At 37.2% G+C, this 21439-nt stretch carries 21 protein-coding genes; all 21 read right to left on the minus strand.

Annotated features, from left to right (window positions below):
* The gene (locus tag Q0983_RS09400) at positions 1–1317 is read right to left on the minus strand and encodes a TolC family protein (protein WP_299551860.1); all 1317 of its coding nucleotides are present in this window, start codon (positions 1315–1317) and stop codon (positions 1–3) included.
* Positions 1318–1333: 16 nt separating this feature from the next.
* A complete protein-coding gene (locus Q0983_RS09405) occupies positions 1334–2458 on the minus strand; it encodes an efflux RND transporter periplasmic adaptor subunit (protein WP_299551863.1) in 1125 nt (374 codons plus the stop codon).
* A 15-nt stretch (positions 2459–2473) separates the two neighbouring features.
* Positions 2474–3715 (minus strand): ABC transporter permease, encoded by a 1242-nt coding sequence (locus Q0983_RS09410; protein ID WP_299551866.1) that lies wholly within the window; start codon positions 3713–3715, stop codon positions 2474–2476.
* Complete coding sequence (locus tag Q0983_RS09415) at positions 3716–4945, minus strand: ABC transporter permease (RefSeq protein WP_299551869.1); 1230 nt, start codon at positions 4943–4945, stop codon at positions 3716–3718.
* Entirely contained in the window at positions 4938–5639 is a 702-nt protein-coding gene (locus Q0983_RS09420) for an ABC transporter ATP-binding protein (protein ID WP_299551872.1), read from the minus strand. The genes Q0983_RS09415 and Q0983_RS09420 overlap by 8 nt, the downstream gene beginning before the upstream one ends.
* 88 nt (positions 5640–5727) lie before the next feature.
* Positions 5728–5946 carry a hypothetical protein gene (locus Q0983_RS09425; protein ID WP_299551875.1) on the minus strand — a complete coding sequence of 73 codons (219 nt, stop codon included), beginning with the start codon at positions 5944–5946 and terminating at the stop codon, positions 5728–5730.
* Between the two features lie 53 nt (positions 5947–5999).
* Positions 6000–6527, minus strand: a complete 528-nt coding sequence (locus tag Q0983_RS09430) for a DUF420 domain-containing protein (RefSeq protein WP_299551878.1) — start codon at positions 6525–6527, stop codon at positions 6000–6002.
* 37 nt (positions 6528–6564) lie between these two features.
* Positions 6565–7311: an SCO family protein gene (locus tag Q0983_RS09435; RefSeq protein ID WP_299551881.1), complete on the minus strand. Its 747-nt coding sequence runs from the start codon at positions 7309–7311 to the stop codon at positions 6565–6567.
* 1 nt (position 7312) lies between these two features.
* Positions 7313–8026 carry a hypothetical protein gene (locus Q0983_RS09440; protein ID WP_299551884.1) on the minus strand — a complete coding sequence of 238 codons (714 nt, stop codon included), beginning with the start codon at positions 8024–8026 and terminating at the stop codon, positions 7313–7315.
* A 100-nt stretch (positions 8027–8126) separates the two neighbouring features.
* Entirely contained in the window at positions 8127–8507 is a 381-nt protein-coding gene (locus tag Q0983_RS09445; RefSeq protein ID WP_299551887.1) for a cytochrome C oxidase subunit IV family protein, read from the minus strand.
* Positions 8508–8568: 61 nt separating this feature from the next.
* Positions 8569–9570 carry a cytochrome c oxidase subunit 3 gene (locus tag Q0983_RS09450; protein WP_299551890.1) on the minus strand — a complete coding sequence of 334 codons (1002 nt, stop codon included), beginning with the start codon at positions 9568–9570 and terminating at the stop codon, positions 8569–8571.
* A gap of 146 nt (positions 9571–9716) precedes the next feature.
* Positions 9717–10298: a heme-copper oxidase subunit III gene (locus Q0983_RS09455; protein ID WP_299551893.1), complete on the minus strand. Its 582-nt coding sequence runs from the start codon at positions 10296–10298 to the stop codon at positions 9717–9719.
* 2 nt (positions 10299–10300) lie between these two features.
* Complete coding sequence (cyoE, locus tag Q0983_RS09460; protein ID WP_366141004.1) at positions 10301–11194, minus strand: heme o synthase; 894 nt, start codon at positions 11192–11194, stop codon at positions 10301–10303.
* Between the two features lie 228 nt (positions 11195–11422).
* On the minus strand, positions 11423–14671 hold the full coding sequence (locus Q0983_RS09465) for a hypothetical protein (protein WP_299551896.1): 3249 nt from the start codon (positions 14669–14671) through the stop codon (positions 11423–11425).
* A gap of 89 nt (positions 14672–14760) precedes the next feature.
* Positions 14761–15291 (minus strand): hypothetical protein, encoded by a 531-nt coding sequence (locus Q0983_RS09470; protein WP_299551899.1) that lies wholly within the window; start codon positions 15289–15291, stop codon positions 14761–14763.
* A 24-nt stretch (positions 15292–15315) separates the two neighbouring features.
* On the minus strand, positions 15316–15849 hold the full coding sequence (locus tag Q0983_RS09475; RefSeq protein ID WP_299551902.1) for a hypothetical protein: 534 nt from the start codon (positions 15847–15849) through the stop codon (positions 15316–15318).
* Between the two features lie 428 nt (positions 15850–16277).
* Entirely contained in the window at positions 16278–18377 is a 2100-nt protein-coding gene (locus Q0983_RS09480; RefSeq protein ID WP_299551905.1) for a gliding motility protein RemB, read from the minus strand.
* Between the two features lie 272 nt (positions 18378–18649).
* Positions 18650–19432 (minus strand): energy transducer TonB, encoded by a 783-nt coding sequence (locus Q0983_RS09485; protein ID WP_299551908.1) that lies wholly within the window; start codon positions 19430–19432, stop codon positions 18650–18652.
* Positions 19433–19640: 208 nt separating this feature from the next.
* Positions 19641–20360, minus strand: a complete 720-nt coding sequence (locus Q0983_RS09490; RefSeq protein ID WP_299551911.1) for an energy transducer TonB — start codon at positions 20358–20360, stop codon at positions 19641–19643.
* 59 nt (positions 20361–20419) lie between these two features.
* On the minus strand, positions 20420–20797 hold the full coding sequence (locus Q0983_RS09495; protein ID WP_299551914.1) for a VanZ family protein: 378 nt from the start codon (positions 20795–20797) through the stop codon (positions 20420–20422).
* Positions 20790–21170, minus strand: coding sequence for a glycine cleavage system protein GcvH (gcvH, locus tag Q0983_RS09500; protein ID WP_299551917.1), 381 nt, complete (start codon positions 21168–21170; stop codon positions 20790–20792). Before gcvH ends, Q0983_RS09495 begins: the two co-directional genes overlap by 8 nt.
* Positions 21171–21439: the final 269 nt, after the last annotated feature.

Below are 21439 nucleotides of genomic sequence, written 5' to 3' on the forward strand. Positions count from 1 at the left end.
TTAATAGTTTATTGTTTTTCCCATGTAAAAATCTAAAACTTTTGTCTTAAAAACAAAATCATACTTAGCATTTATTAAAGAGGCCTGGGCGTTTATTAGCTGCACTCTGGCCTGTTCTAAGTCAAATGCAGTCATAGCACCAATATCATAACGTTCTTTGGCATTATTAAAAGCCAATTCTTGCGATGACAATGAAGACTTGGCGGCTTCATAAGCTTTTAATGCAGCCTGTGCATCTGTAAATGCACGTTGAATATTCGATTCCAAAGTCAATTTGGCTTGATTTAAACTAAGCTTTGCATTTTCCTCGACTATTTTAGATTTGGCAACAGACGTTTTGTTCTGAAATCTTGAAAAAACGGGAATGCTTATATTTAAATTTAAACTATGGCCTCTATTATCATTTATTTGTTGAAAAAAAGAATTATCGCTCGTTAAATTTGAAAAGTTTGCCCCCGTATTATACCCATAGCCTAACGAAACACTTGGCATATAACCACTTTTAGAGATCTTGGTGCCTATTTCGGCGTTTTCAATATTCTTTTCGGCAAATTTTATTTCATTACGGTTTTGAAAAGCATATTCTATAATCGGGTCTATACTTTTATACATTATAGTTTCGGAGGGTTTATCAATTTCAATAATCTCAACATCAAACCCGTTAAACGGCACTTGCAATAATTGAGATAGAGACAATAGGGCCAAATTAAAGTTATTCTCTGCTATGGTAACCTGCTGCGCATCCCTGCTTAAAGTCGCTTGGGCATCATAAATATTTGCTTTTGGTTGTACTCCGGCATCTACCAGATCTTTAACCTGCTCTAATTGTTTTGAGCTAAATTCATATTGTGCCTGTGCCGTTTCTAAATTCTCTTTATTGAACAGTACATTTAAATAGGCATTGGCAACATTTAACGAAATATCATCTTTTATCCTGGCTAATTCAAATTCATTAGCTTCCAAATTAATTTGAGACTGTCTGTATAAATAAGTATTTCTAAACCCATTAAAAACTGTTTGAGACACACTAAGACCTATACCGGTGGAATGAAATGTTCTATCAACAAAATTACCGGGAAACAATTCTGCCTGTCCCAAACTCATAGATTGTGTGATACCGGCACCTAAGGACGGATAAAATTGCCCTTTTGCTGCAATGACATCCTGTTCATTTGAAAGCAGGTTGTTTTCAGCTTGTTTAACCGAAATATTATTTTCCAAAGCGTGGGCAACACATTCCCGGAGTGTCCATTTTTTTTGTTGACCAAAAGATGAAGAGGCTATAAGCAGTATAAATAGTAATAAACTATGCTTCATAAAAGGTCTTCTGTTTTTAATCATTGTCATCTTTATCATCTTTGTCATCTTCAGATACTTTATTCCAAACTTTTATTTTATCTCCTACTTTAACACCTTCTGTAATTTCTATATTGATACCATCTGACAATCCCAGGGTCACATTTTGTTTCTTATACTTCTCATCACCTTTCAGGATTTCAACAAAAGGCTTTTCAGTAATCCTATTGTATTGAAGTAAGGCTTCTCTTATTGCTAAAACACTGTCTTTAGATTCAATATCAATTTCTGCATTGGCACTATAGCCGGCCCTGATATTGGCTTCAGAGTCAACTTTAACATCTGCTTTTACGGTAAACTGTACAGCGCCATTTTCCTCAACCCCTTTTGGCGCTACAAACGTTAATTTTGCAGGAAATTCTTTTTCGCCAATGGCTCCCAGAATTACTTTTATGTCTTTACCTTCTTCAATTTTACCAACTTCTGCTTCATCTACTTTCCCTTCAAAAATCATAAAGCTCATATCAGCGATCGTGGCAATAGTAGTACCTGCATTAAAGTTGTTACTTTGTATCACCTGATCGCCTTCTCTTACCGGAATTTCTAATATAGTCCCTGAAATTTGCGCAATGATATTAGTATTGGCGGAACTTCCTCCTGAAATAGAACCCCGTTTTATAATTTGATAATCGTTTTGTGCCTGGGCCAGTGTTTCTTTGGCTTGATTAAAAGACAACTCACTATTTTCAAAATCTTGCTGAGAAATCACACCTTTTTCATAAAGCGATTTGTTTCTGTCATATAATGTTTTAGCATTCTCATAAGACAATTTAGAAGACGCTATTCTGCTTTTGGCACTTACCAAGCTTTGCTCATTAGGAACCACTCTGATTTTGGCTATTAAATCGCCTTTCTGCACAAGGTCCCCTTCTTCAACTAAGATCTCATCTACAATACCCGAGATTTGCGGCTTTAATTCAATTTCTTCTTCCGGGTTTAACTTCCCGGTTGCAACCGCTTTTGTATTAATAGAGGTATAAAAAGGTTCTTCTACTTTAAACTCCTCAACATCTTTAGAGTTCGCATCTTTAAAATATTTTAATACCCAAACTAATAGTAACATGGCCACTATTATTAAAATAATCTTTACTGTTTTGTTCATTTTTTATTGATTGTTTTATTCTTCTCTTAATGCTTCTATTGGTTTTACACTGGTGGCTTTAAATGCCGGTATTAATCCTATTAAAGTGCCTAGCACCACTAATATTAACAAGGCAATAAATACGATGAATAATGATACTGAGGCGTTAACTAAAGTGGCATCATCACCTTGTCCGTATTTCGAATCTAAAAGTATCAGAATCCACCCTCCGGAAATAATTCCCATAAGTCCGGCTGCCAATGTTAAAGTTACTGCTTCCACAACAATCTGCCTTTTGATCTCAAAAGGAGTGGCTCCTAATGCTCTGCGAACACCAATTTCCTTTGTACGTTCTTTTACGGTTATTAATAAAATATTGCCAATAGCAAAAACACCTGCAATTAGGGTTGCTATCCCAACAAACCAGGTTAAAAATTGCATCCCAATTAAAAAACCGGTTACCTTTTTAAAATCAGCACCTAAATTATAACTGCCTAAAGCCCTTTTATCTTTGGGATGAATTTTATTTAAATTTTTCAATAATAATTTTGCGTCTTCTTCTATTTGCTTGATGTTATACTCCGGTTTTCCCGTTATCATCATCCAGCCAATCCTATCCCCCTGATTATATACTTGTTGAAAGGTGTCAAAAGGAATATGAATATCAGATTGGGGACCTCCAAAATTCTTAACTTCAAAAACCCCTACAACCTTAAAATTCAGACTGTTAATTTTAATTAACTGGCCTATAGGCTCCACATCTTTTTCAAATACCTGTTTGTAAATGTCTTCTGAAATGACGGCTACTTTTCGTTTGCCTTCGATATCATTTTGATTGATAAAGCGACCTTTTATCAAATTCTTTTTTTGAACTACATCCAGCAACGGTAAATCACCGGCTACATTAAATGTTCCGGAAAGTTCCCCATTAACTACAAAACCGGTACTTTGGTTTCTGGGAACCACAAATTCTATACCCTCAACAGCAGATTCAATTTTTCTTGCATCTGATAATTTAAGCCTAACCCGTCTTCCTTCCTGAAACCCTTTAAAGGGCTTACTGGTGTTTTGACCCCAAATAAAAACGCTGTTCGTTGCAAAATCCCCAAAGGCCCTGTTGAAAGAATTCTCCATACCTCTTGCAGCTCCTAACAATCCAATAAGCAATAAAATACCCCACCACACGCCTACCATGGTAATAACAGTACGTAACTTGTTCTTGGTAATACTTTGGTATACCTCCTGCCACGTATCTCTATCAAATAAAAACTTAAACATTTAATCGTTTCTTAATGCTACTATTGGTTTTATTCTTGAGGCTTTTTTTGCCGGTAAATATCCTGCTAATGCTCCTGCCGCTACCAATATGATGGTTGCCACTATTACTATAGAGGTGTTCACACCGGGGTCCTTTATAAAATATTCTTTTAAACCCGGCCCAACCCACTCCAGTATACCTACACCTATCAACAGACCTAAATATCCTGCAATTGCCGTTATGACAATGGATTCAATTAAAATTATGGAAACAATAGCTTTTGGTGCTGCACCTAATGCTTTTCGAATGCCAATTTCTTTAGTGCGTTCTTTTACAATAAAGATCATGATATTGCTGATCCCGACAATGCCGGCTATAAGGGTCCCTAAACCTATAATAAAAATGATCACACTTAAAACTGTTGTAAATTGGTTGACGCCTTTGGTTTGTTGCGCCATATTAAATACCCTAACAGCCCGTTGGTCATTAGGCGACACGTTAAACTTTTTCTTAAGATCTTTTTCTAAAGCAATACCAAAATCAATGGCACTGTTCAACTTCATTTCCGGATTATAGGTTAGACTAATTTGATCAATATAATCGTTATTACCGTATATTTGCTGAGCTGATGAAATAGGCATATATATCATACGTTCCTCATTATCGCCTCCATCATCGGTAAATGTCCCCACAACCTTATATTGTATACCACTTAAATTGATGTATTTACCTATCGGTGTAGTTTTGGTAAACAAGTCTTCTTCCACCAATCGCCCAATAACAACTACTTTAGATTTGTTCGTTAAATCGTTGTTATTGATATACCGGCCTTCTTTGATCTTTGTTTTTTCAAGGAATTGATTGTCCGGGTGAACAGCCCTTAAACTATAACTGTTTTTTTCTCCTCTAAAGGATGCATTAACATTCCTGAACAAACGTGCTGTAATGTATTGGACTTTTCCTTCAAACTCATCTTTAATATGGCTTATGTCTTCATTTTTAAATTGAATACGTCTGCCTGCCTGCAGGCCCTTATGCGCTTTTGTTGTTCTGCCTGCATGAACAAATATGGCATTATTGGCATCATCCACAAAAGCTTCTTCAAATGTGTTTTCCAAACCATTGGCAATACCTATAAGTATGGTAAAAAGCATGATAGCAAAAGCCACGGTAAAACCAGACAGTATGGATCTGGTCCTGTTTTTATTCATACTTTGCAATATTTCTCTCCACGTATCTAAATCAAACATGCTGGTTGGCTCTAACTTGAGTTACTTTTTTATCCTCCATAATAACACCGTCACGAAGACGTACAATACGTTTACACATATTAGCTATATCTTCTTCATGAGTTACTATTAAAATGGTCTTGCCTTCATCATTTAGCTGTTGAATGAATTCCATAATCTCATAAGACGTTGTGGTATCCAGTGCTCCTGTGGGCTCGTCTGCTAATAATAATTTGGGGTTTGCCGCTAATGCTCTTGCAATGGCAACACGCTGGTTTTGACCTCCGGAAAGTTCTTTTGGTAAATGATGTGCCCAATCTGTTAACCCTACTTTTCCTAAATGGAACATGGCCAATTCCTGGCGTTCTTTACGCTTCATGCCTTGATAATACAATGGCAACGCCACATTTTCCAGAGCATTTTTATAATTAATAAGGTTGAACGACTGAAAAATAAATCCTAAGAATTTGTTCCTGTAAACCGCCGCTTTTTTCTCAGTTAGATTTTTAATTAGCAGCCCGTCTAAAATGTATTCACCGGAATCTGCATGATCCAACATCCCTATAATGTTGAGCAAAGTAGATTTTCCGGACCCCGAAGATCCCATGATCGCTACCATTTCACCTTCTTTAACAGAAAGATCAATTCCCTTTAAAACATGTAAGTGTGAATCTCCTATGGGGTAGGATTTGTGCAATTGTTTTATTTCTAACATTTGATGAGGATTACATAAGTCTAACCAACCTAAAAATTAGACTATTATCACAAAGAAATGTTACAAAAAAGACATGGGAAATTTTTTATTATTTTTTTAACGCTCCGTACTTTCTGTAAATAAAGAATATAATACCCCCCACAAGGATATATGGGATAGCCATTAAGTATACAATGCCATCATTTATGCCTTCAGCTGCACTTTGCGTTTCCTCACTTTCCAATACAGCCCTGCACATAGCACATTGCGCATTTGCCTTGAGAAAAAAGAGAAAAGAAAAAAGAAAAAAGACTATTCTGTTTTTCATGTTAGAGATTCTTATTTGTGTGCATTCCACCAACTTCACAAAATAGAGTTTCATTAATAATATGGTGAAATCATAATATAAACTATTACACCTGTTATAGCTACATAAAGCCATAACGGAAATGTAATTTTAGCTATCTTTTTGTGCTTCTCTATGTTGTTAGTAATGGCTCTTACATAAGTGATCAATACAAACGGAATAACTGCCACCGACATAACAATATGTGTTAGCAGTATGAAATAATAGAAATACTTGGCAATACCATCGCCTCCAAATTTGGTTGAATCACTGGTCATGTGATAAGCTATATACATAAGTAAGAACAAAACAGATAATATAATAGCAAACTTCATTAACCGTTCATGTAACTTTATTTTTTTATTCTGGACAGCAATAAAAGCCAACACCAGTACCAGGGCGGTAACAGCATTTATGCAGGCATAAATTGGTGGTAAAAAAACAGGTAATTCTACATCAATTTTAATTCCGAAAAGGGCAGCAACTGCCAATGGAATTACTATTGATAATATTATTATTAATTTGTTGTATTTTTTATCGTTTGAAACTTCCTGACCTTTCATGATTATTAGATTCTTCGCTCTGCTCAGAATGACAAAACTACTCGTTTAGCAACTTTTTAATATCTTCTTTTAAGGCGCTTATTTGTTCTTTTTCTCCTTCATCATTTACCTGTTCTTCTTCCGAAGTAACACCCCTGTAATAAATGATGGCATTTCCAAAAGCATCTTTTCTGGAACGGATAAATCCGTTTTTATCAATTAAAGCAAAATTACCCGAATGCTCAAAGCCTCCTTCCACATCTTTATTTTCTGCGGCATAAATATAAAACCCTTCGTTTGCCAGTTTGTAAATAGTGTCTTTATCCCCGGTCATTAAATGCCAATTGGGGTTAGTGATCCCATAGGTATTAGCATATTCTTTAAGTACTTCGGGAGTGTCATGTTCCGGGTTTATAGTGAAAGAGGCCACTCCAAAGTCTTCAAAATCTTTGAACTCATTTTGAATTTTTACCAGGTTATGGTTCATTCTCGGGCAAATAGTCGGACAGGTAGTAAAAAAGAATTCAATCACATATACTTTCCCTTCGTAGTCTTTATTGGTAACCGTGTTTCCGTTTTGGTCTGTAAAACTAAACTCCGGAACCTGCCTGTTGCCATCGGTACCGGGTATAAAAACTAAATCGGAAGTCGAGTTTTTTTTATCCCCGGCATAATCACTTCTGCTTTCTTGCCTGGTAATATCCCCCTGGGTTATTCTATCCACAATTTTTGGAACAAACAGGATCCCGAAAACCAGAATGATAAAAGCAATCCCTATGTATGAATAATTGGTTTTTTTGCTCATGTTATTTTTCTTCTGCTTTTAAGTCGTTAGCACGTCTGATCTCTGAATTGAATTCTCCTTTTCTCTTTTGCCTGTATTCCGTGAATAAGATACGCATATCTTCACTCATTTCATTCTTAATAACAGCGACTTCAATACCGTTATAGGCATTTAACCCGTAAACCGGTTTGCTCTTCTCTATTTCACCATCCGTTCTATTATCAATACGTCCGCGTTGGTTCAACTCTTTATCAATGACAAATACCTCATCTGTTGCCAACGTATTGTTTAATGCGGTATTCGATTTTAAACTCTTATATAACGCCCTGATGCTTTCAGGTTCTCCAAAAACAAAATGCCAGAACTTTAAATCTTCGTATTGACTGATTTCCTGTTTTAATTGTTTAGCCGTGTCTTCACTTCCATTGGGTACAACAATGACCACCTGGAACTTTTTAAAGCCTTTAAATTTATCATATACAAGCTCTTTTAAATTTAAAGCTGTTGTTGATTTATTCATTGGATTTTCCCCTAAAAACCCTAAAACTGTTATCTGATCTTTTAATAAAACCGGCCCGTCAGCTGATGTAAACTGCTTTAATTCTAAAACATCGTCATTAACAATATCCAACGGGGTATAATTATGCGTAGCCGGATATAGCAGCAACAAAAAGGTTACCGGAAGAAAGAATAAAATTCCTAAAACTGTATAACGGCCAACTTTCTTTAAATCCATTAAATGATTGTTTATTAAGTCTTTAAATAATCATGCAAAAATAAAAAAGGTGGTTCTTATAAACCACCTTTTACCTATATTTTAACAGACTGGTACTGTATTAAAAGTCTCTTTTGATATACCCGTCTTTATAAACATCAAATACGTAACCCCCTTCTTGTAATAAGATGAAAATTAAATACAATATTAAGAAGATGGCTGTCCAAACTACAGCACGTCTTAAGCCTTTGGTTTCATCACGCATGTGCATGAAATCCCAGGTAATATAATAAGCTTTTACAATGGTCAAAATGATGAAGATCCAGTTTAAAAGTTTCATTCCCAAAACTTTTGTCAGAGACCATTCCGGTTTTACAATACCCAACCCAACCTCAACAGCTGTTACAATAGATAATAAAATCAAGACGCCCCAAATCTTTTGGGTATTGGTCTTAAATTTTATTAAACCTCTTAGTATTGCTAAATTATGTGCGTGTGCCATGTTTTTTTAAAATCTTTTTTTGATTTCCTTCTTCAAGGAAATGACAATGTTTTCTTTATAATTAAACCAGGTAAAAGAATGTAAATACAAATACCCAAACCAAATCTACAAAGTGCCAGTATAACCCCACTTTCTCAACCATTTCATAACTCTTACGCCTTTCATAAGTCCCCAATACCACATTAAAGAAAATGATGACATTGATAACAACTCCCGAAAATACGTGGAAACCGTGGAAACCGGTTATAAAGAAAAAGAAGTCTGCAAATAACGGCGATCCATACTCATTGACGTGAAGGTTAGCTCCTTCAACCACCAGTTTTCCGTTTTCTTTTATTTGTTTTAATGATTCTTCTCTGGACAATATTGTTTTTTCGCCTTTTTCTATTATTTGAGTTCTTACCAGAACATCTTCATGAGCTATTAAACCGGCATAAACTTCCTCAACAGTATAAGATGGTAATGTGCCTTCGGACACAAACCACAATCCGTTATCTCTGTCATGGGCCGTTCTATCGGCATGGGCATCGGCAACGGCAAAATCTCTTAAAGCCACTCTCTTAAACTTTTGTTCACCATCAACATCAACATAATGACCAAACTGCAAAATGTTGCCGCCTTTTGTTTGAATAGCACCGTAGTCACCTTTAATAAAAGTAGCCCATTCCCAGGCCTGAGACCCAACGAATATTAAACCGCCAATAATGGTTAAGAACATATACAGGGTAACCTTGGCTTTATTTAAATGATGGCCGGCATCTACGGCCAATACCATAGTTACCGATGACATAATAAGGATAAAGGTCATAAACGCCACATAGATCATAGGCAACTCCTGACCATGTAAAAACGGTACGTGTGTAAACACCTCATCGGCTATGGGCCATGAATCGATAAACTTGAATCTTGAAAATCCATAGGCCGCTAAAAAGCCCGAAAATGTCAATGCATCTGAAACGATGAAAAACCACATCATCATTTTACCGTAACTTGCTTTTAACGGCTGGTTACCTCCACCCCAGGTTTTTCCTTCTGCTTCAGCATTTACAACTGTAGTACTCATATATAATGGTTGTTATTTAAAAGTTGCACAAAAATAATCATTTTATTTATCTAACGAAATATAAGCTGCAAATTTTAAACTATGATAAAGATCAGTTTAAGAAAATAAAAATACTACCCTACTTTTTTAAAAAAAATGGGAATATTTTATTTGACAAAGTATAGGAATAGGAACAGATAAATCCACAGTACATCTACAAAATGCCAAAAGGTTGCAGCCAACTCAAAACCCAGTAAATTTTCCGGGTTATACTTCTGTTTAAAATGATTATAAATTACTACGGCTAAACAAATTAACCCGGCAACAACGTGCAAAATATGCACGATGGCTATTATATAAATATAGGACATGGTCACATTACTGGTTGGCCCTGTAAAATTGTAACCTAAATCTATTATTTGCTGAAAGCCTTTAAACTGAAATACTATAAAGGCAATACCCAATGCAAAGGTTATTAGCAACCAAAGTGTGGCGCCCTGCCTGTTATTTTGTTTTAAAGTCTTTTTTGCCGCTATAAACGCAAAACTACTAACAATGATGATGACCGTACTGGTAATAAAGGCATCAGGCAATTGGAAATCTTTTAACCAATCCGGCCTGGACCTGCTTACAATAAAAGCACTTGTCCAACCCATAAAAGACATGATCAATGAAATGATACCAAACCAAAGCATCATTTTTTTGGCTCTGGCCTTCTTTTCTTCCGGTGTTCCCTGAGTTAAATCCATAGTTATCTAATAAATTTATCAACTACATATACTATTTGTACCAATGTAATGTATGATACACTTGCTAACATTAATTGTTTAGCTGCTTTTTCAGTCATATCTTTAAATAGTCTAAAGGCATAATACACCATTCCCAAACCTAACAAGCCCACTAAAATAGCTGCAACAATTGACAGCTTTAAAGCCCCTGTAAAGCCAAAAACCGGTATAATGGATACCACTAATGTCCAGATACAATACATAATGGTTTGTACGGCGGTTCCCTTGTCTTGTTTTCCTGTAGGCAACATAAAAAACCCACCTTTTTGATAGTCCTCATATAAAAACCACCCGATAGCCCAAAAATGAGGGAATTGCCAAAAGAATTGTAATGCGAATAAGGTTCCCGGTTCTATTCCGAAATCATCGGTTGCTGCCACCCAGCCCAACATAAACGGAATGGCTCCCGGAATAGCTCCTACAAAAACCGCTAACGGTGTTTTGGTTTTTAAAGGTGTATATACACAGGTGTATAAAAAGATAGATATGGCACCAAACATAGCGGTTTGCTTGTTGATGGTGTATAAAATAATGACTCCTAAAAGGGTGAAAACAGTGGCAATAATAAAGGCTGTGGTCACTGACATACGTCCTGCCGGAATGGGCCTGTTTTTGGTACGATTCATCAGGGCATCCAGATCTTTTTCAATGATCTGGTTGTATGCGTTTGAGGCTCCTACCATAAAATAGCCACCTAAAGCTAATAATAATAAGGTTTTGTAGTTAACCGTGTCAACTCCCAATAAATAGCCGGCAAGCGATGAAAACACCACGCTTAAGGCGAGTCCCATTTTTGTAATTTCCTTAAAATCTGAAATTACCGAAGGTGTTGTTACTGAAGATTTTGACCTACCCAATGCGCTGTTCTGTTTTGCGAGTGCAAAGATACGCTATTAAAGCATTTTGGCAATGGGTTAGAAGAAAATAAAATAAGGCTGTTTAAAACGTGTCATTCTGAATGAAAATGAAGAATCTCCTTGAAATTAAACATCTCTTTATCGGTGTTATGAGATTTTTCGACTGCGCTCAAAATGACAGCTTTAAAATGTTTTAAACAGCCTTATTTTAAAATTAAAACTTACGATCTATTCAATGGCAATCCCTCTAGATTTAAACTCACCTTTACTATTAGAGACTTTGATATAATAAATACCCAAAGCCCAACGTGCTTTGTTAATATGGATCTTTTTATCCTGAATGCCTTTCTTCTGATACTTTATTCTTCCGTAAACATCTACAACTTCTATGTTATAAGTGTCTTCAGTGTACTTCTGATCTTTAGAGGCTGACGCTATTTTTCTTGAAGTTGCCGAAGCCTTAGCACTCTCTTCTGAAGCTGCCGACTCGCCTTCAATTATTTCCAGAGTTAAATCAGCTTCCGGTGCAGCTGTGGACATCATAAACTGGAAGCCTCCGGGATAATTGGGGTCGTAGCCTTGTAATAAATAAGTAAACAGGTACCAGTCGCCCCAGCCACAATCATTCTTTAACCGGGCAGAAAACTCCAGGTTAAGAAATGGTGCCTGTGCTATGCACCACGTAGGTACCGCGTCACCATATGGGCCGTCGTAATCAAAATCGTTGTAGGGAGAAAATGCAAACTCAAAGTTGCTGCTATTTAATTGTAGATCCCCCGTAATGTCGGCAAAATAGAGAAGGCATTCATCCCATTGCGCATAAATTTTATTAGGATCCGGATCGGCGCTAACTACTACGGGAAGTGTTGTTCCTACCGAAATAGTTTTCGTAATGGCCGCCGGTGCTGTCCCACAAATACCAGTTGGCGTTATAGAAATAGTTACCGTACCTGAAAGGGGGCCTGTTCTTGTTAAGGTCAAATTTGAGGTACCATTACCACTTACGGTTACCAAATTCCCTGACTGGCCAAAAAACGGTTCCTGGGTTACCGTCCAGTTATAAGTACCGGACCCTACGGAAAGAGTATAGGTTTCACTACCGCTGCAAATACCTTCGGCCCCCACTATATCACCGGATTCACATACATAAATGCAATCGAAATCATTGGCCTGACTATCGCCATCCAATTCTTCGGCTAACCAGTTACCATTACGGGTGTTGAAGGAAATATGTTCCTCATTTCCTGCACCGCTATTCGGAAAGGAGGTTGTAAAGTTATCAAACGGCGGATCGAATGGAAAACCGATTAGTTTATTCACGCTATACTTGTACAAGTGTTCATATTCAGAAAGCTGAATATTAAAATTCCCACCTATGTCCAGGGCACTGGGGCTGGGTATAAAATTAAAGCTATTGGCAATATTGGTATTAATGTTTAAATTGCCCAATACATTATCTATAGAGGTTCCTGAAAAATTCAGGAATACATCATAAAACCCGCCGGGATAGGTATCATAGGGTAAAATCCCCACGGGGTTGTTATAACTCCTGTCAGTAAGATTCACTGTTATATTAATAAACCAGAACAATTTTTTGGTGAAGGTTATTTTTCCTTTATAAATCTGGGCGTTTTGCCCATATTCCGGTAAAGCATTGGCTTTAAAATCCAGGTTGAATTTACTGTTTCCGGGCAAGACACCAATTAGCAGCCCCGGTTCATTAAATGCTATAGCTAAATAAAGAAAACCAAGGTTTGTAATGGGCTTAAAAAGCTGCATTAAAAAATTGGTAAGCAAACTCGTTTTACCGTTGCCATTCATAGAGAACAACTCGTATCCCGGAGAAAATGCCTGTAAATCTGCACAATGGCTACCATTACTAATGGCCACATTCCGGGTTTGTTGCGGATAGCCCTTACTTTGTAAGTCTGTTTGCCACGAGTCAAACTCGGTAGTGACTATAACAAAATTGCTGTTTACCGTATTGGCTAATAATTGTTTTGTTCCCGGTGCATCTAACAAATCCTTTATATCCTCAATAGATACCGGGCTACCCGTACCGGTATCAATCTCGTAATCCCCTAATGGTGTGCTTACAAACTGGTCTGCCATATGGCGGGCAAAGTATTGAATTCCCAACGGTATGTTGGCACCCCTGTGCGGGGCATCATGGCTAATATACAAACTGGTATCGTGATCTTCTCCCGGGGTTTGCTCCATATCTGCCAGGGCATACCGGGCTATAAGGCCTCCCATACTTTGGCCCAAAACCACATTAGGGGTATTCCCAGTTTTTTCCGTGTTGACCCACTCTATTATATCTTTTAACAGCGCCGCGTTACGCTGTAGGTAATCGTTGCCATCATCCCAATTCACATATATGATATCATACGTATTAAGTTGGGTTGGTAAATTGCCTGTAAAAAAATCAGCTTCTGTTCTAAAAGTTGCGTACCTTGACTCTCCCAACGGATTCTCTACACCCATTAAACCACTATCAAAACCTTCTACCACGATCAAGGGCTTATCTATCACACAATTTGTACCGGAATAATCAATCTCCAGGGTGGCACTGTTGGCCTGCCCCAAATAGGTACGTGTTCCTGCAAATTCTACCTCATCTATACCATTCACTATATTTCCCGAGCATGGCTCGGATGGTAATCTTTTGGCTGTTTTTACCTCTTTGGCCCCAGGAGGTGGTGATGTGTAGGTGCCTTCAACCTGTATCTTGCTATGGCTGTAAAGTACCTGGCTGTTGGTCAACGTTAATTTATATTTCCATTCGTATACACCGGATTGTGTATAGCTTATGCTTTTTACCTGTCCCAGGGTCATCGCCTGGTAGCCATTACCATCTCCAAAATCTATGGCAATACTTTGTACATTACCTGCCTGGTTGGTATACCATAAAGTATTTGGCAGTTCTACATCTACATTCAAGCCCTGGTATACCAATATGGGCGTTGCCATGGCAAATACCTCCTTATCTTCATAAGGGTTTTGCCAAACCCCGTTAACATACTTATCGTATAATTTATCATTTATAACCGTGATGTAATTGGGGTAGGCATTACTTTTAAATTGGCTGTACTTATAATACAGGCCGCTTAGTGCAATTTTATCGGGCTGCCTTAGATTGTCCCAATTGGTTCTGTAGGTATCCGGGCTCACCAGGCCCGTAACATTGGTATTTACCCTGGCCATTAACAAGGTATGGTATATGGCCGTTAAATGCCCCCTGTGGGTAAGGTTATCAGAGGTTAAAGTGCCACTATAGGCGGAAAGTTCGGCAAATTCCATGGCATAATCTACCAGGAGCTGATGGGGGATCTTAGTTTTATCAACACCGGCAAAGGTACTGTTGATCTGGGTTTGGTAAGCGGTGCTTACGGTTTGTGCGCCCATACCCATAAAAATGAGCATGCAGCAACAAATAAAGAACGCCTTAAGGCGTTTGTTCCAAAAAGATTGCATAATTTTAAAAACTTTTTTAGGTTAGACATTAATTTATGTTTGACTTTAAGGAACCGTTTTGTTGGCGCAAAACGGTTCTCTTTTTTTGATTATTCACTGAATGTCATATCAAAACGTCCTTCACGTATTTGATGCACATTACCATCCTGATCCTCTATATCATACCAGAAGGTGCCCGAAACGATATTCTTTTCCATATCTAATTTTGTTATAGACATTTCTCCAGAATGACTAGTTGAGGTGTAATTTGTAAATATTTCGAAAGCGTATCTACCTACTGCATTACCATCATGTAATTCCTCTAATTCATAAGTTTTGCCTTCTTCAATTTGTAGTTTTTGTGTACCAAGACCTACTCCAACTAAATTGAGATTTATCTCTTTATCTGCCTTTAAAGCAAAATAATAATCCCCACTTACAAATTGGTATACACAATCCAGTGTTAAAGGGCCGGGACCTGGTAAAAAGGCCTCGCCATCCAGCAGGCAACCAAAGGTGTTTTCACCGGTTTGGGTTGCCGGTGGCAGCTGGTCTATGGGATTAACCGGGGTGTCATCATCCTTTTTGTTACAACAACTTAATACCAGCAGTATTACGAGTAAATGCATTGTCTTTTTCATGTTGATCTTATTTTCATAATTATTTTATTTACTGAATGTCATATCAAAACGTCCATCTCGTACTTGATGTATATTACCATCCTGATCTTCTACATCATACCAAAAGGTGCCCGAAACGATATTTTTCTCCATATCTAATTTTGAAATATACATCTCTCCAGAGTTTAATGATGAAGTTCTAAATCTTTCAAGATTAAAAAAATAAGAACCATATGCGTTCCCTTCAACTCCTTCCATTAACTTATATATTTGCCCTTCCTCAATCTCTAATTTCTCTGTTGAACATCCAATCAATTTTGAATTATTCTGTTCATCTCTTTTATTTGCCTGTAAAGCAAAATAATAGTCTCCATTTACAAATTGGTACACACAATCCAAGGTTAAGGGGCCGGGGCCGGGTAAAAAGGCCTCGCCGTCCAGCAGGCAACCAAAAGTATTTTCACCGGTTTGGGTAGCCGGTGGCAGCTGGTCTTTGGGATTAACGGGGGTATCATCATCCTTTTCGCAGGACACACATAAAACAAAAGTGCATAGCGCCATTAAGCTTAATATTTTCATAGCATTATTTATCACTGTTAACGTTGAGAGTCCTTATACATTTAAGACTTGATATCAGGATAGGATTATATCAAATATCTTAAATACTTAACAGTTAGGATTACATATCATAAATGTAGTAAAACTACGTCAGAAAAACTACTTTTTTTATGATGAAAATCAGGTATTAAGAATTAGGGTACTGAAGCCAAGTTTGAGAGCACTTCGATGCTTCGACAAGGCTCAGCACAGGCAAGCTCAGCGTGACATGTTTCTTTAATTATTGTTATGAGCTAATTATATATGAGATGCTGAAACTAGTTCAGCATGACAAGGTCATTATAACTAAATGAGGTCCCGATAGCCATCAGGATTCCTGCTTGCCAGCAGGCAAGAATTCAACTTACAATTTTGGGTTCGTCTACAAGACTTCCCAAAATCGAGTTTCATTAAAAATCAAAATACCAATTAAACAGGTCCGTTCTTAGGCCGAAATTGAACCAAACCGTATTGTTATCAAAGGTTGACGTAGTTGTGGCATTGGGATTGAAATTCCTTACCGTAATATCTGTGAATAGTTTCAAATTGGATGCGGGATTAATTAAATACCCGGCCTGTAAATTCGCATAAAATGACCTGGTTTTGATACCCTGACCAATCTCTACACCAGTATCAAACGGACGTTCGTTATAATCCCTATAAATATCACCTCCGTAACTAAAATTATCGGTCCCGTCATTATAATCTAAGCCGCGATTACCAAAAATAAATTTGGCATCGGCAAACCATCTGTCTAATCTGTAACGTCCTATTAAGACCAGTTCACTAAAATTAGCACCCCACAAATGCGCCAGAGTCTGGTTGTTATGGGCATAGTTAAGTACAATGGTGTTATGGGAATAGGTGTAGGGCCTTATACGATTATATTCCAGTTGCAGGAACAAATTATCAACTTTAAAAGCATTGTAATACTTAACTCCCAATTGATAACCGTATTTATTTTTCCAGCTTTTATCACCGCCTTTTATATCACTTAATGAAAATTCATCCAGAATAAACTGGCCATAGGCATTCACATTATCACTAAACTTGTATTTAGCCGAAGCTCCCAATAACGCATTTCCTGCACCTTGTCCCGTTTCAAACTCGATGGCCCTGTAAAAAATGATCGGGTTCAGGTAATTAATATCAAAACCACGGTCGTTACTATTGGTCCAAAGTACGGACTCGAACAGCCCCAAATTAAACCGTTTGGATACATTCCAGCTCAAATAATGGTTGGCTACATATTTGGTTAAAAAAGCTTTATCCTCCACCACTTCATCGCGTACATCTTTCATCCACATAAAGGTATTGGTATACTTTATTTTCCAGAATTTGGTGTTCAGTTTTAAGAACGGATGCGGACTAGTCACATCACTCAATAACAGGGATCTATAGCCATCGCCGATAAAGTTTTTACCATGCCCGAACTGAATATTTAAGAACTTTGCTGGTGAATAAGATAAGTAAGCTTCGGCTACCGGGTAGTCATAAGAATCAGTCTTAAAACGTTTTGCTATACCACGGCCGGGAATTATAGCCGGATCCGGGCCAAACGCCTTTAAACTCTCAGCATATCTATTCACATAATCTGCAAAACGCCCCTGGCTTTCAAATACTGCTGAATAAAAATTGAATTTTTTACCTAAGCCTCCCTGAACTACAAATCCACGTGTGTTGTTATAGGTTGAATTGAAATCGGCATCGGTATCTTTACCAACCTGTAAATCGAAAATCGGATCAATAGTAAACCAGTAATCTTTACCCTGCACCTGAACCAAATGCTCATTCCAAAGCTTTTTACCTGCCCAGGTTTTGGTATCTTTTTGCAACCGTTTGTTCTCAGCTTCAAAATCGTAATATTTCGAAACATCGCTATATAAAAAAGGCTTAGACGCCGTGTGACTGTTCGTTCCCAACAAGTTCATGGCTCTGTCAAACCTGGCATAATCACTATGAATAAACTGGATATTCAATTCGCTTGTAAATCGTTTATTACTGTACGGCACTAAGCTTTTCCGAACACTGTCAAACTCTTGTTGCGCAGCAGTTTCAAACTTAGCCATTTCTTTTTCCTTAGCCAGGTCCTGAGTGATTGGTGTCTGCTTAACCAAAGGAATTTGAATGGGGATTGAGTATTGCTTAAATGTACTGTTTCCATTGTATGTCCCAGGTGTTATTTTAGGAAATGTCTTAAAAACGCGCCTGGCTTCTTCCTTTAATTCATTGTAAAAGGCATCTACATATATTACTTTAAAGGCTCCTGTTTTATCCACTTCAAACAGCACCACCATTCTACCTTTATACTGCTCATCAAGCACCTTCTGAGGCACTTTAAAATTATCATAAATACGATTGAATACGTTTCTATCAAAACAGTGTTGTAAAGAATCTATTGCTACACTGTCACAATTTGGAAAAACCGGTGGTTTTTCATTTAAAAATTTATCTTGTGAATACCCGATAAATTGAACTAAAAGTAGGTATAGGACAACAAATCTTATCATGGAAAAAGATTAAGCATTGATTTAAAGTTGAAAGATAGCATATTTTTTTGATGAAGCGATTTTGATTATTCAAAAACATAAAACCATATACATCAATCGGACACTGAGGCTCTCGAAGTGTATTTCAGGTTCTCATCATAAAATCACCTATTATTAAGATTCCGAAATACCTTGCCTGACGGCAGGCAGGAATTTGGAATGACACAACAGAGAAAAACCGCTACCAATTGATTTGATAACGGTTTTAGAGCTTTAAAATCATCTGGTTCCAGTTATTGGACATCAAAAATTATAGGCAAGGTATACCTGACTTTTACAGGTTTATCACGTTGTTTCCCAGGTTTCATTTTAGGCACCTTATTAATAACACGTTCAGCTTCTTTATTCAATCTGGGATGCGGTGCTCTTGTTTGAATGTCGATAACATTTCCCTGTTTATCAATAGTGAATTGCGTTAGAACGGTTTGTCTACCGGATAAGCCTAATTCATCTCCCAGTGATGTATCGAACTTTTTCCTAATCAGCTTAGTCAACTTCTCAGACATACACTTTTTTCTGGCATCATTAGTTTTCTTGTTTTCACATCCGGGATAAACCGGCACTTCTTCAATAAAAACAAAATCAACAATAGGTTCCTCAGTTGGCTCTTCTATTGAGTCAAAATCCTCTAATGGTGGATTTTTATCTTCCACGGGTTCATCAGGAGTGTCTAAGATTTGCTCAATAATAGGCTCGTTATCTTCTACTTCAATAAAGTCTTTCGGTTGTTTAACTTTCTTCTGTTGAACCGGTTCTTCAGTTGGACGCTTTTCAGGTGTTATCAACGGGATGTCGATACTGTAAGGGTCATCGGGAGGTAACTGGCTGGCTACTGTTGGAATCTTAGTTTCAAATTTCATTTCAAACAATCCATGGGTGATCAACAGGCACACAATTAGTCCTACCTGGAAATAAAGGGTGGAGTTTTTTTGTAAATTTGCTTCATGCTTTTGCGGTTTTTTCACAGGTTTCTCATTTTGCCGAATGAGCCTGTGAGATTCTTTACGATGTCTCATAATTAATTATAATTTAAATGTTAATATTATGATAAAATCACAAGAAGCATACCAAAAAAGAAATCCCGTTACAAAATTTGTAACGGGATTTTATATGGTTACTTAGCGCTGCTAAGTGGTTTAATTTTTGTTTGGATTCCCGCTTTCGCGAGAATGACAATTTCAATAGAAACATTGATGTAAAAACATCAATGAATCATTTTTTAAATTAATCCTGAACCTGGAATATAATTGGTAACGAATAAGGAACGTTTACCGGCTTACCACGTTGTTTACCAGGCTTCATTTTAGGTAACAAACCAATAACTCTTTTAGCCTCTTTTTCTAATCCGGGGTGCGGCGCTCTTGCTCTGATTCCGGTAACAGTACCTGTCTTATCAATTTTGAAAATTACATTAATACGTTGTCTTCCTGATAAACCTAGGTCACTTGCCAACTCCGTATTAAACTTCTTATTTACAAACTGCGATATCTTTTTAGACATACAGGCTCTTTTTGCATTGTTATCCCCTTTTTCGCATCCAGGGAAAATCGGCACATTTTCAATAACCGCGAATGGTACATCAATATCCTCTTCTACTTCTTCAACAATTACTTCCTCAACTTCAACAATCTCTGTTTCCTGATCTACCTCTGTTGATTCAATTACTGTTTCTTCAACTTCTTCTTCATCCTCCACAATCTCAATCACCTCAGGGGCAGCCGGTGGCGGTGGCGGTGGCGGTGGCGTTTGGATCTGCTCTGTAATTGGAATTTCTTCTTCCAATTCTTCATCCATATTTAACTGACCAATATCTATATCAGATTTGTCATAAGTCTTGTAATTGATAGCATAATTTGTTAAAAATAACATTAATGCCAAACCAATCGCGAAGTAAAGCGAACTGTTACGTCCTACATTTGCTTTAGAATTTTTCTTTGGTTCCATAATTTATTCGTTTATCAAGATTGCTAAAATAACTATTTATTTATCAAAAAAGCAAGTGTTTATAAGTTTTTAACGTGGAAACTTTTTGTAACCCATAATACCAATGATGCCAGCAATGCTCCTAAAGTATTTGCCAGGGCATCATAAACATCCAATGCTCTGTAAGCGGTCATACTCCCTTGTAATACCTCAAGAATTATACCAAAAACAACCGATAACACGGCCGCTGATACGATGGCTTTCCCAATTTTAAATTTGAAAGTCCAAAAGAATGAATAAAACCACAATGCGGTTAAGACGGCGTACGCACCAAAATGGAATACTTTATCTCCAAAAGATATTTTAATATCCGGTAAATTGTTAAGCCTTACCAGACTAACAACTACTATGAATACAGTATACCCAATAGTAGCCGCAAACACTCCTTTTTTAAGCACCTATTAAGGCTTTGTAATCCTCTGCAGACATAAGCCCTTCTACTTCAGACAGGTCTGAACATTTCACTTTGATCATCCATCCGTCACCATAAGGGTCTGAATTTACTTTTTCAGGTTCATCCTCCAGGGATTCGTTAAATTCAACTATTTCACCAGAAAGCGGCAAGAATAGATCTGATACTGTTTTTACGGCTTCAACCGTTCCAAAAACTTCCTCGGCATCTAAAGTCTCATCAACCGTTTCTACCTCAACATATACAATGTCTCCTAATTCGCTTTGCGCAAAATCCGTGATCCCTATGGTAGCAACATCGCCTTCAACTTTAACCCACTCGTGGTCTTTAGTATATTTTAATTCTGATGGAATATTCATGTGTTAATCAATTAATATTGTTTTGGCAAATGTATTTATTCAAAAAATAAATTCAAAGTTTCGAGAACAGACTTTCGATTACTGTATCTTTTTGACACGGATTTCACGGATTTTTCACAAAGCTTCCAACTGAATTTTTCTCGCAAAGGCGCTAAGACGCAAAGTTTCAAAAAAAAAATACTAAATCTCTAAACTGCCAACTGCAACTAAAGGTTTCTCGCAAAGACGCGAAGGTGCAAAGTTTCAAATCCTCCTAACTGTAAAATTCC

The organism is Seonamhaeicola sp., from assembly GCF_028281565.1.
Taxonomy (GTDB): domain Bacteria; phylum Bacteroidota; class Bacteroidia; order Flavobacteriales; family Flavobacteriaceae; genus Seonamhaeicola.